Origin of the sequence: Amycolatopsis albidoflavus, from assembly GCF_039525725.1 — a bacterium.
GTDB classification, from domain to species: domain Bacteria; phylum Actinomycetota; class Actinomycetes; order Mycobacteriales; family Pseudonocardiaceae; genus Amycolatopsis; species Amycolatopsis albidoflava.
The window spans coordinates 1,021,825-1,034,185 of sequence record NZ_BAAAHV010000012.1 but is presented as its reverse complement, the minus strand read 5'-3'; the positions used below and the strand labels follow the sequence as shown (position 1 = coordinate 1,034,185).

Annotated in this window: 10 protein-coding genes; all 10 read left to right on the top strand. The window is 71.5% G+C overall.

The genetic code is table 11. The annotated features are described in order from the left end of the window. Window positions 1-66 precede the first annotated feature (66 nt). The 10 genes from ABD156_RS22995 to ABD156_RS22950 all read left to right on the top strand — a co-directional run bounded on the left by ABD156_RS22995 (window position 67) and on the right by ABD156_RS22950 (window position 12,350). The gene (locus tag ABD156_RS22995; protein WP_344277145.1) at window positions 67-1,806 is read left to right on the top strand and encodes a fatty acyl-AMP ligase; all 1,740 of its coding nucleotides are present in this window, start codon (window positions 67-69) and stop codon (window positions 1,804-1,806) included. Further along, window positions 1,803-3,470, top strand: coding sequence for an acyl-CoA dehydrogenase family protein (locus tag ABD156_RS22990; RefSeq protein WP_344277142.1), 1,668 nt, complete (start codon window positions 1,803-1,805; stop codon window positions 3,468-3,470). The genes ABD156_RS22995 and ABD156_RS22990 overlap by 4 nt, the downstream gene beginning before the upstream one ends. Continuing rightward, a complete protein-coding gene (locus tag ABD156_RS22985; RefSeq protein ID WP_344277139.1) occupies window positions 3,467-5,116 on the top strand; it encodes an acyl-CoA dehydrogenase family protein in 1,650 nt (549 codons plus the stop codon). The genes ABD156_RS22990 and ABD156_RS22985 overlap by 4 nt, the downstream gene beginning before the upstream one ends. A gap of 10 nt (window positions 5,117-5,126) precedes the next feature. After that, window positions 5,127-5,381: an acyl carrier protein gene (locus ABD156_RS22980; RefSeq protein ID WP_344277137.1), complete on the top strand. Its 255-nt coding sequence runs from the start codon at window positions 5,127-5,129 to the stop codon at window positions 5,379-5,381. Then, window positions 5,378-6,724, top strand: a complete 1,347-nt coding sequence (locus ABD156_RS22975) for a condensation domain-containing protein (RefSeq protein ID WP_344277134.1) — start codon at window positions 5,378-5,380, stop codon at window positions 6,722-6,724. Before ABD156_RS22980 ends, ABD156_RS22975 begins: the two co-directional genes overlap by 4 nt. A 108-nt stretch (window positions 6,725-6,832) precedes the next feature. Beyond that, on the top strand, window positions 6,833-7,561 hold the full coding sequence (locus ABD156_RS22970) for an ABC transporter ATP-binding protein (protein ID WP_344277131.1): 729 nt from the start codon (window positions 6,833-6,835) through the stop codon (window positions 7,559-7,561). Beyond that, entirely contained in the window at window positions 7,561-9,990 is a 2,430-nt protein-coding gene (locus ABD156_RS22965; RefSeq protein WP_344277128.1) for an ABC transporter permease, read from the top strand. Before ABD156_RS22970 ends, ABD156_RS22965 begins: the two co-directional genes overlap by 1 nt. Before the next feature lie 131 nt (window positions 9,991-10,121). Beyond that, on the top strand, window positions 10,122-11,126 hold the full coding sequence (sbnA, locus tag ABD156_RS22960; protein ID WP_344277125.1) for a 2,3-diaminopropionate biosynthesis protein SbnA: 1,005 nt from the start codon (window positions 10,122-10,124) through the stop codon (window positions 11,124-11,126). Continuing rightward, complete coding sequence (gene sbnB / locus ABD156_RS22955) at window positions 11,123-12,121, top strand: 2,3-diaminopropionate biosynthesis protein SbnB (RefSeq protein WP_344277121.1); 999 nt, start codon at window positions 11,123-11,125, stop codon at window positions 12,119-12,121. Before sbnA ends, sbnB begins: the two co-directional genes overlap by 4 nt. 16 nt (window positions 12,122-12,137) lie before the next feature. Continuing rightward, window positions 12,138-12,350 (top strand): MbtH family protein, encoded by a 213-nt coding sequence (locus ABD156_RS22950; protein ID WP_344277118.1) that lies wholly within the window; start codon window positions 12,138-12,140, stop codon window positions 12,348-12,350. Window positions 12,351-12,361: the final 11 nt, after the last annotated feature.

Genomic DNA, 12,361 nt, shown 5'->3' with positions numbered 1-12,361 from the left:
TAGCCAGAATATGGGCCGCGCGGACACGCTCGGCTCCGGCGACAGCGCGAAGAGAGGAGCCGGACGGTGTTCGTGGCGCGACTGATCGACAACGCCGCGCGGTTCGGCGACCGACCCGCGATCGTGCACTGCCAGCTCACGGGTGCGGAGCGCACGGAGACCGCCGTCAGCTACGCGGAGCTGGACCGCGACGCACGGGCCGCGGCGGCCTGGTTGCGAGTACGTGTGCGCGCCGGTTCCCGGGTGCTGCTGGCGTACCCGTCGGGGGTGGAGTTCCTGCGGGCCTTCCTCGGCTGTCTGTACGCCGGGGTGCTGCCGGTGCCGGTTCCGCTGCCGGAACGCCACCGGCGCAACGTGAGCCGCTCCGCGGCGATCGTCATCGACGCCGACGTCTCCATGGTGTTCACGGACGCGTGCAACCGCGACCTGGTGTCGCAGTGGCTGTCCGACGAGGGGTTGGTCGCCCTCGCGGTCATAGCGTCGGACTCGTTGCCGCGCGGCGACGACGCCGCGGACTCGTCGCCGTCCGCCGTCGACGCGGACACGTCGGCGTTTCTCCAGTACACCTCCGGCTCCACCAGCGAGCCGAAGGGCGTGCTGATCTCGCACGGCAACCTGGCCGCCAACCTGGCGCTGGGCGCGGACCTGCTGGACGTCGGCGCCGGTACCACGTTCTGCAGCTGGCTGCCCGTGTACCACGACATGGGCCTGATCGCGATGACGCTCCTGCCGCTGTACCTCGGCGGCACGACGGTCGTCTGCTCGCCGGCAGACTTCATGAAACGGCCGGTGTCCTGGCTGGAGCTGATCGCCGCGCACCGCGCGCAGGTCGCCGCCGCCCCCAACTTCGGCTACGAGCTGTGCGCCCGCCGCGTCACCGACAAACAGGCGGCCGGCCTGGACCTCTCCTGCTGGCAGCGCGCGTGCAACGGCGCGGAGCCGATCGACCCGGCCACGCTGCGCCGGTTCGCGGATCGCTTCGCGGGCAACGGGTTCCGGCCCGAGGCGCTCGTCGCGGGCTACGGCATGGCGGAGTCCACGTTGTTCGTCGCCGGCAGCCGTCCGGGCAAGCCGCCGGTCGTCACGGCGGTCGATGCCGCCGCGCTGGAGCGTGACGAACTCGTGCCCGCGACGGGCGGCCCGGAAATCGTCGGCTGCGGTCGTACCGCCGACATGGATCTGCTCATCGTGGACCCGCACTCGGCACAGGTGCGGCCGGACGGGCGCGTGGGCGAGATCTGGCTGCGCGGGCCGAGCGTGGCGCAAGGCTACTGGCGACGCGCCGCGGAGACGCGGGACGGCTTCGGCGGGCGCACGGCGTGCGGGCAGGAGGGCTTCCTGCGCACCGGCGACCTCGGCGTGCTGCGCGACGGGGAGCTGTACATCACCGGCCGGCTCAAGGACATGATGATCGTCAACGGCCGCAACATCTATCCACAGGACGTGGAGCGCGAGGTGCGCACGCTGCACCCGGCGGTCGCCGAGCTGCCCTCCTGCGTCTTCTCCGTCCCCGCGCCCGCGGAACGGCTGGTGCTGGTCGCGGAAGTGCGCACGAGGAATGTGGCTCCCGAGGCACTGGCCGAGCTCGCCGCGGCATTGCGGACCGGCCTGACCGGACGGCTGGGCCTCGGCGCCGTGGACGTCGTGCTGCTGCGCCCTGGCCGCATCCGCAAGACCACAAGCGGCAAGATCCAGCGAGCGGCGGTGCGAGAGCTGTTCATGAGCAATCAGCTCGACGCCGTGCACGAGGCGCTGGGGGAGCAGACCCGCCTCCGGTTCCGTGGCACCGGGCAGGTCGTCGCGTGAACCCGTACACGCTGACGGAACGGCTCGAGCGCGAACTCGGCGATCCGCGGGACTCCGACCGGACGTTCTCGTACGCACGCTGCGCCGAATTCGACTGCACGGAACGCTTCCCGGACGAGATCTGCGCACTGCTGGACGGCCTCGGGCTGGCGGCGTTCTACGTGCCGACGGCGTTCGGCGGCCAGCTTCGAGACCACACCGACTTGCTGCAAGTCATCCGCGCGCTCGCGCGGCGGGACTTCACCGTGGCGCTCGCGCACTGCAAGACGTTCCTGGGCTCCGTATGCGCGTGGACCACGGCGTCGCCGGCACAGGCCCGCGCACTGGCGGACCGGGTGCTCGGCGGCGAGGTGGTCAGCCTCGCGCTGACGGAGCGGGACCACGGCAGCGACTTGCTGGCCGGCGACGTGTCGGCAGTCGAGGTCGATGGCGGCTACTGCCTCAACGGCGAGAAGTGGCTCATCAACAACGCCACGCGGGCCGGCACAGTGTGCGTGCTCGCTCGCACCGACCCGGCTGGCGGCGCGCGGGGCTTCAGCCTGCTGCTCGTGGACAAGCGCGGCCTGTCCGCCGACAGCTTCCGCTGCCTGCCGAAGAATTACACGCTCGGCGTCCGCGCCGCGGACATCAGCGGCATCGGCTTCGACGACGCTTCCGTGCCGAGCGACGCGCTTGTCGGCGACGTTGGCGGCGGCGTCGAGGCAGTGCTGAAAAGCCTGCAGCTGACCCGCACGCTGTGCGGCGGCATGTCGTTGGGCATCGGCGACCACTCGCTCCGGCTGGCGGCCGACTTCGCCGCCAGGCACGAGATGTACGGCCGGCGGCTGTCCGACCTGCCACAGGCGGCGCGCACCCTGGCGCAGGCGTACGCGGACCTGTTGGTGTGCGAGGCGTTCACACTGGTCGCCACCCGCGCCATCCACTCCCTCACCGCGGAACAGAGCGTGATCTCCGCGGCGGTGAAGTACTTCGTGCCCACAACCATGGATCATGTCATCACACGCTTGGCCGGTGTGCTCGGCGCGCGGTCGCTGCTGACGACCGCGTATGCGCACGGCGCGTTCGAGAAGCTGCGCCGCGACCACCGCATTGTCGGCATCTTCGACGGAAGCTCAGCCGTCAACCTGGCTTCGCTCGTCAACCAGTTCCCGGCATTCGTGCGCGGCTACCGGCGCGGCCGGATCGACACCGACGGCCTGGTCCGGGCGACGGGCGGCCCACTCGACGAACTCCGGCCTCAGGCGCTGAGCCTGATGTCGCGCAACGGTTCCAGCCTCGTGCAGGGCATTCCCGCCGGCACCGACGAACTGCTCGCCCTGGACGCGCCTGCGGCACTGGCGTCGCTTGCCGTGCGGCTGCGCGAGTTCGCCGACGACCTGCACGACCGGCTTGCCGCCGTGCGGCCGTCTCGGCAGGTGGCACCGAACTCGTTGGCCATGGCCGCCGAGTACACCCGCGCGATGGCCGCCGGTGCGTGCCTGCGGCTGTGGCTGGACAACCGCGACGTGTGGCCGGACGGCATGTGGCTCCGCGCGGCGCTGTCCCGCCTGCTCGGCGTCGACGACGACGCGCCCGACGCGCTGCTGCCGCGGATGTGGCGACAGCACGGCGAGGGTGCCCTGTTCTCGCTGTACTCGTGCCGACTGGCGGAGGGGCTGTCATGAGCGACCGCGTGCAGGCGGTACTGGGCGATCCGTACGACTCGTCGAATCCCCTTGCTCATGAACACATCCTCGCCGCCGACGAGCAGGGCGAGGTCATCGCCGCCGGCGAGCGGGCGTTGGCGGCGCACGGGGTGAACGCCGAGTTCGTGCCGGAGCGGCTGGGCGGTCGCTTCCGCCAGGCCGACAGCCTGACCACCGGACTGCGCCCGGTGTTCCGGCGCGACGCCACGCTCGGCATCGCATACGGCATCACCAGCTTCATCGGCGCAGTGCCGGTGTGGACATCCGGTGACCAGGCACAGCAACGCTGGCTCGCGGAGCTGCTGCTCGCCGGCGGCCGGTGCAGCGCCGGCTACACAGAGCTGGCGCATGGCGCGGACTTCGGCCGCACCGAGCTGTCGGCCCGCCGCCAAGGCGACAGTTTCGTGGTGCGCGGCGGCAAGCAGCTCATCAACAACATCGAACGCGCGCAGGCGGTCACGGTGTTCGCCCGCACGAGCGAGCAGCCTGGCAGCCGCAGCCATTCGCACTTGTTGATCGACCTTCGCGCGGTGAAAACCACCCGGCTGCAGCGGTCGCGCACGGGCGGCATGCGCGGCGCGTTGCTCGGCGCGATCGAGTTCGATGACTGCGCGGTGCCGGCGTCGGCGGTGGTCGGTGAGCCCGGCGGCGCGATGGAGACCGTGCTGCGTGCGTTCCAGGCGACCCGCAGCATCCTGCCGGGCGTGGTTGTGGGCATCCTGGACAGCCAACTGCGGATCGTGACGCGATTCGCGACGACCCGGCGACTCTACGACGGCGCGGTGGGCGACATGCCGCACGTACGGGCCGCGCTCACCGGCGCGTTCCTCGACCTGCTCATCGCCGACTGCCTGGCGCTCGTCGGCGCCCGCGCGCTCCACGTGCTGCCGGGGGAGACCAGCGTGCTGACCGCGGCCGTGAAGTACCTCGTGCCAAAGGTGTTGCAGGAAGCCGACTACGACCTGTCCGTGGTGCTCGGCGCGCGTTCGTACCTGCGTGACGGCGAGTACGGCATCTTCGGCAAGAACTCCCGGGACCTTCCCGTAGCGGCCCTGGCACACGCCAGCGCGGCCGTGTGCCAGGCGAGCATCATCCCGCAGCTGCCGGCGCTGGCCAGGCGAAGCTGGCTCGACGCCGCGCCCGCGCCGGACTCCCTGTTCGACCTCGGTGCGCAGCTGCCGGCGCTGCGCTGGCACGAGCTGGCCCTGAATTCACGGGGCGCGGACTCGGTCACCGCGATGCTGCCCGCGCTGTACGGGCAGTGCCAGGGGGAACTCCGGTCCGTGGTCGCCGACCTGATCGCGGCGTTCGCAGAGCTGAAGACAGGGTGCGCGCAGCTGGCGCCACGCGACCGCACGGTGATCGCCGGCCCGCACAGCTTCGACCTCGCGCACCGGTACGCGGTGCTGGTCGCCGCGAGTGCCTGCCTGGGCGTGTGGAGCCGGCGTACCGACTTCCTCGGCGATCCAGCGTGGGTGACGGCCGCGCTGCGCCGCCTCGCCGAGCGGCTCCGGGGGCAGCGGCCGACAGCCGTCGAGCCGCACCCCGGTCTGCACGGCGAACTGGTCCACCGCTTCGAGCGCGACCTGGCCTTCGACACCACCCGTGAACCGCTGTACTACTGAGGGAGCTGGCATGCCGACCGCGACGACCGCCACCATCCGGCAGTGGCTGACCGCGCGGGTCGCCCACTACCTGGAGCGCCCGCCCGCCGAGATCGACCAGCACACGCCGCTGGTCGAACTCGGGCTTGACTCGGTGTACGCGATGACGCTCAGCGGCGACGTCGAGGAAGAATTCGACCTGCTGGTGGAGCCGACCGTGGCGTGGGATCACCCGACGGTCGCGGCGCTGGCCGACTTCCTGCACGACCAGCTGGCGTCCTCGTGACTCTCTCGGTCGGTCAGGAAGCCATGTGGCTCCTGCACCGGATGGCGCCGGACAGCGCCGCTTACAACGTCGCGCTGGCGGTGTGCTTGCGCGGCGAGGTCGACGGCGTGGCGTTGGACCGCGCCGTGCGGATGGTTGTCCGACGCCATCCTGAGCTGCGGTCGGTCTATCGCGAGGCGGACGGCTTGCTGCGCAAGGAGATCGCGGACGACGTCCCGTGGGGCCTCGACGTCCGCGACGGCCCGCACGCCACCGTGGCCGACGTGGCGGCGCAGCCTTTCGACCTCGGCAATCGCGTGTTCCGCGCCGTGCTCGTACGCGGGGAAGCAGACACGGTGCTCACGCTAGTGACGCATCACATCGGCAGTGATGCCACGTCTCAGTGGCTGCTGCTGCGGGACCTCGTCAACGCCTACCGCGCGGTGGTCGACGGCACGGCACCGGAGTGGCCGCGGCTGTTGGCGACGTACGAGGACTTCGCGGAGGCGGAGCGCCACAGCCTGAGCGGGACGCGCGGGGCGGAACTGCGCGAGTACTGGCGCCAGGTGTGCGCTGCGGCGCCGCCGGCCGAGTTGGTGCCGGACCTGCCGCGGCGGGCGGGCGGGCAACCCGAGGGCGAGTCCTGTCGCATCGACCTGCCCGAGGAGGTCGCGCTGGCCGCGCGGGAGACGGCGCGGCGGCTGTCGGTCACACCGGCGGCGCTGCTCGCCGGATGTTTGCAGGCGCTGCTGTACCGGCTCACCGGCAGGTCGCGATTCCTGGTGGGGGTTCCCGGATCCGTACGGCTTCGGCGGGCGTTCCGCGACGTGGTGGGTCACCTGGCGAACACCATGGTGCTCCGCGCGGACATCGACGCCGACGCCACGTGCGCCGTGCTCGCCGCTGCGGCCGACCGCCGGCTCAAGGAAGGCATGGCGCATGTCGACCTTCCGCACGCGGTGCTGCGGCGAACCGTGCGGGCCGACGGTTCGCCGTTGTGCCGTATCGGCTTCACGGTGCTGAACACGGACGTGGTGCAGCCGCCGCTGCCGATGGCCGCCGCGGGCTCCGCGACCGGGCACGAGATCACCTGGCGCGGCCTGCGGTTGGCGCTGCTGGACGTGCCGCAGATGGCCGGCCAGTTCGACCTCGCGGTCGAAGTTCGGCACGGGCGCCGTGAGCTGAACTTCGTGGTGAAGTACGACCGGGGCCTGTTCCGCCCGGCCACCGCCGCCCGCTTCGGAGACCAGTTGGCGCGTGTCGTGCGGACTGCGGCGGCGGACCCGCACGTCGCGGTGGCCGAACTGTCCCTTGTGGACGACGGCGAGGTCGAGCGGCTGCTCGCGCTGGGCACTGGTAGCTAGGTACACCGTCGGAACGGATGCCAGCCGGGTGGTTTGGCGGCTTCCCGCCCGGAAGGATCGTGTGCGGTCGGCGGCACGAGGACCCGCGACACGACAGGGGGAAGCGCGATGAGTTCGGCAGTGCGGCTGGAGGACGTGTACAGGACATACGGCGCGGGGGACAGCGAGGTGCGGGCGCTCGACGGCGTCAACGTCGAGTTCCCCGAGGCCACGTTCACCGCGGTGATGGGGCCCTCCGGCTCTGGCAAGTCCACTCTGCTCCAGTGCGCGGCCGGGCTGGACCGGCCGGACACCGGCCGGGTGGTGGTCGCCGAGACGGAATTGACCGGGCGGAACGAGACCAGCTTGACCCGGTTCCGCAGGCGGCACATCGGCTTCGTGTTCCAGTCGTTCAACCTGGTCTCGTCGCTGACCGCGGCCGAGAACGTGGCGCTGCCGCTGCGGCTTGCCGGTCGTCGGGCACCGGACGGCGAGATCAGGCGGGCGCTGTCGTCGGTCGGGCTCGCCGACCGGCTGGGGCACCGCCCGGGGCAGCTGTCCGGCGGCCAGCAGCAGCGGGTGGCCATCGCCCGCGCGCTGGTAGTCAAGCCGTCGGTGCTGTTCGCCGACGAGCCGACGGGTGCGCTGGACAGCAACCGCGGCCGTGAGGTGCTGGCCCTGCTGCGCGGTCTGGTCGACGAACTGGGGCAGACCGTGATCATGGTGACGCACGACCCTGTCGCCGCGTTCCGCGCGGACCGCGTGGTGTTCCTGCGCGACGGGCGCATCGACGGCGACCTGGTGCGGCCGACAGCCGACGCGGTGGCTGCCCGGATGACCAGTCTGGAGGCCGAGTGATGATGCTCGACGTCGCGTTGCGCACCGTGCGCACCAGATGGGTCAGCTTCGCCGGCGCCTTCGTGGCGCTGGCCCTGGGCGTCGGCGTGATCACGTCGATCGGGCTGGTGATGGCCGCCGCGAGCGCGGCGTCCGACGGGCTCGGTGTGCAGCGGTTTGCCACTGCCCCGGCGGTAGTGCAGTCGCCGAGCAGCGTGCCCGTGCACACCGTCAAGGGCGTGAGCCGTCAGTTCGCCGCCCGCCCGCCCGCCCTGGACGCGGAGCTGATCTCGCGGGTGGCTGCGACGGGCGCCGTGGTCGCGGACCGCACGTTCCCGGCGCAACTGGCCGGTGCCGCCTCAGGACAGGTGGGGCACCCGTGGTCGGTGGCGCAGTTCGCGCCTTACCGCTTGGCCGCGGGCCGTGCGCCGGCCGGTCCGGCGGACGTCGTAGTCCCTGCGGGCAGCGGTGCCCTCGGCAATCGTGTCAGCGTGCTCACCAGGCAGGGGCGCGCCGACTACACGGTGGTCGGCCTCGCCGAGCCGGCGGGGTTCGAGTCGGCGCTGTTCTTCAGCGACGACCAGGCAGCGACCTTGTCGCCCAAGGTGGACGCGCTGGTGGCGCTCGGTCCGGTAGACGCAGTGCGGCAGGCCGTCGCCGGCGACGCGGACGTGCTGACCGGGCCGGACCGCCAACGCGCCGACCCGGCCACCGTTGCGAACGGGTTCCGCAGCGTTCTCACCCTGCTCGGCGTGACCGGCGGCATCGCCGCGTTCGTCTCGATTTTCGTGGTTTCCTCCACATTCGCTTTCGTGGTGGCGCAGCTGCGCCGGGAGACCGCGTTGCTGCGACTGCTCGGTGCGACCCCGGCACAGGTGCAGCGCACGGTGCTCGCGGAGGCCGGCATCGTCGGCGCGGTTTCGGGCGCGGTCGGCTGCGTGCTGGGCGTCGTCGGAGCGCCGCTGCTGACGTGGTGGCTGCGGGACCAACAACTCGTGCCTTCGTCGTTCAGCGCGGGACCGTCGGTGCTGCCGCTGGTGCTCGCGCCAGCAGCCGGACTGGCCGTGGCGCTCGTCGGAGTAGCGGCAGCTTCATGGCGAGCGGGCCGCCTGCGCCCGGTGGAGGCGCTGCGCGAAGCTGACGTCGAGGCCACGCCGATGACAAGGGGACGGTGGGTATCGGGGTTGTTCCTCGTCGTCACGGCCGTCGCCGTGCTCGGCTGGGTCGCCGTCGTCCAGCCCAAGATCGCCACGATCCCGTTGCTGTACCTGGGAGTGCTGCTGCTGCCGGTCGCCGCGTTCGCGCTGTTGTCGCCGGTGCTGACACCGCCGCTGGTCCGTCTGGTGATGCTGCCGATGCGGTGGTCGAGCGGCGCGGGTCCGACGCTGGTTCGTGCCAACGCTGTGGCCGCCGTCAGGCGCACCGCCGCGACCGCCGCGCCGGTGCTGCTCACCGTCGGCCTCGCGACGGCGATGCTGGGCGCGGTGTCGACGATCGATGCCGCCGCCATGTGCGAAGCCCGGCAGCGGGTGCTTGCCGAACAGATAGTGGTGCCAGCCAACACCACGCAGCTCAATCAGGAGGTGCTCGCCAGGGTGCGGGCGACCGGCGCGGTGGTGGTCGCGCCCGCCGCGATGTCCGGTTACACGGCGAACGCTCGCGGCGACATCCACCACTTCCATCTGGCGGCTGTCGACCCGATAGCCTTGGCCCGCGCCGAATCCGTGCCGGTCACCGCGGGCTCACTGTCCGCATTGGACGACGGAGGCATAGTCGTCAGCACCGACTGGAATCTCACGGTCGGCGCGCACGCCACGGTGGAGCTCGACACCGGTGACACATTGTCGCTACGGGTTGTCGGCGTGATGCAGGCCGGCATCCGCGGCCCCGATGCCTACCTGAGCGCCGCGCACGCGGCGGACTTCCCGATCGCCGCCGCGTACATCGCACCGGGGACCGCCGACACGGCGGCGTTGAACCAGGCGGTCGCCGGGCTCGGCGCGCGTGTCGAGTCGCGAGCGGTCTGGATCGAGGGCACCGCGTCCACCGCGTTCCGGGCGAGCTGGCTGGGATTGCTGGCGGCGCTGGGCATTTCGCTGGTGTACAGCCTGATCGCCATAGCGAACACGATGGTGATGGCGGCAGCCGGCCGGTACCGCGAGCTGGCGGTGCTGCGATTGACAGGCGCGACGGCGAGGCAGGCATTGGCCGCCGTGGCCGGCGAGACCGCGCTCGTCGTCGTGGTGGGAGTGGTGCTGGCCGCGCTGGCGACGGTGGTAGACCTGGCCGGACTGTCGGTCGCACTGTCCAGACTGACGACCGATGTCGTGATCACGGTGCCGTGGCCTACGGTCGCGACGGTCGCGGGCGTCAGCTTCGCGGTGGCGATGGCCGCCGCGGTGCTGACCGCGGCCGCGGGCGCGCGATCTCGGGCAGCGATGCCGGAGTGACCGGATATTCCGCGATATAGTCGCGATATAGCCGTCTGCCGGATAGTTCGACCCGCAGACGCCACGCCTTTCCCGGGTGATGTGCCGCTGTGCTCGACCGCATGTCACCTCTGGGGGAGGAAACGTAGGCGGTGTCGGAACTACAAGGGATTCTGTCCACGATCGGCAATACGCCGCTGGTCCGGTTGCGGCGGCTGCTGCCCGGCCTGGACGCGGAAGTCCTGGCGAAACTCGAGTTCTTCAATCCCGGCGGCAGCATCAAGGACCGCTCGGCGCTGTCCATGCTGGCGGACAAGATCCACGCCGGCGAGCTGGTACCCGGTCGGTCCACAGTGGTCGAGTCCAGTTCGGGAAACCTCGCGCTGGGCATCGCCCAGGTGTGCGGCTACTTCCGGCTGCGCTTCGTCTGCGTGGTGGACGCGCGGACCACCGAGCAGAACCGGGCGTTGCTGCGCGCGCACAACGTCGAGGTCGAGGTGATCGACCGGCCGGACCCGACGACCGGGGAGTACCTGCCCCAGCGTATTCGCCGGGTGCGCGAGCTGGTCGAGTCCATTCCCGGCGCGTACTGGCCCAACCAGTACGCGAACCCGCTCAACAGCAGGGCCCACGAGCGCACCATGGGCGAGATCGTGCGCGCGCTCGCCGGCCGGGTCGACTACCTGTTCTGCGCGGTCAGCTCGTGCGGCACACTGCGCGGCTGCGCCGATTACGTGCGCCGGCACGGGCTGCGCACCCGGATCATCGCGGTGGACGCGGCAGGAAGCCAGATCTTCGACGGGCAGCAGCCGCGGCCCCGGCTGCTGCCCGGGCACGGCGCGTCGGTGCGCCCGGCGCTGTTCGATCCGACAGCCGCCCACGACGTGGTGCACGTGACAGACCTGGACTGCGTGCTCGCCTGTCACCGGCTGGTGGCCCGCGAGGCGGTGCTGGCCGGCGGTTCCTCCGGCGCGACCGTGGCGGCGCTGAGCGCGTACGCCGACCGCATCCCGGCCGGCTCCTCCTGCGTGCTCGTCTTTCCCGACGGAGGCGACCGCTACCTGGACACCATCTACTCCGACTCCTGGACCCGCCGGCACCTCGGCGTCACGCGGGATGCCGCCCGGCCGCTCGACACGACGGGAGCAAAACTGTGATCATCCTGCGCCACCACGAGGTGCTCGATCTGCTGGCCGACCGAGAGGCCGAGCTGATCGACGTCGTCGCGGACACCTACCGGCGCCACGACGAGGGCGCTTCCTCGGTTCCGCTGTCGACCTTCCTGCGCTTTCCCGGCGACGACCGCGACCGCATCATCGGACTGCCGGCGTTCGTCGGCGGCCCGGCGCCCGCGGCCGGAATGAAGTGGATCTCTTCGTTCCCGGCCAACATCGAGTCCGGGCTGCCCCGGGCCAACGCGGCCATCGTGCTGAACTCCCTGCGCGACGGCCGGCCCACCGCGTTCATCGAGGGCTCGGTGATCTCGGCCAAGCGCACCGCGGCCAGTGCCGCGCTGGCCGCCCGCACGCTCAGCGGCGGCACGCGGCCCGATGGCGTGGCGATGATCGGCTGTGGCGTCGTCAACTTCGAGGTGCTGCGCTTCCTCGTGGCGGTGTGGCGCGACCTGCGGGCCGTCACCGTTTACGACCGCGACCGGGCCCGCGCCGAGAAGTTTGCCATGCAAGCCAAGGAATTCGCCGGCCACGCGGACATCGCGGTCGCCGTCGACACGGATCAGGCGCTCGGCGCGCACGAGCTGATCTCCATCGCGACCACGGCGTCCGAGCCGCATCTCGGGCTGCGCGCGACCCGGCCGGGAAGCCTGGTGCTGCATGTGTCGCTGCGCGACATCTACCCCGACTCGATCCTGGCCAACCAGAACGTCGTCGACGACGCCGAGCACGTCTGCCGCGAACGCACCTCGCTCGACCTCGCGCAACGGCTCACCTACCGCCGAGACTTCATCGACGCCTCCATCGGCCAGCTGCTGCGCGGCATCGCCGCGGTCGACCGCGACCCGAACCGCCGCCTGGTGTTCTCGCCGTTCGGCCTGGGCGCGTTGGACATCGCCGTCGCCGAGCACGTGCGCGAGCTCGCCACGCAGGCCGGCGCCGGCCTGCGGATGGACGACTTCCTGCCCAAACCCGCCTGAATCCCTGGGAGAAAACATGAGCGACGACAACGACGACCGCACCTACCTCGTGGTTCTCAACGACGAGGAGCAGTACTCGATCTGGTGGGCCGACCGCCCGCTTCCGGCCGGCTGGCGAGCCGAGGGCACCAGCGGCCCCAAGAGCGACTGCCTCGCGCACATCGCCGAGGTCTGGACCGACATGCGGCCGGCGAGCCTGCGCCGGCGCATGGACACCGCCGCACGCTGACCGGGGGAGCC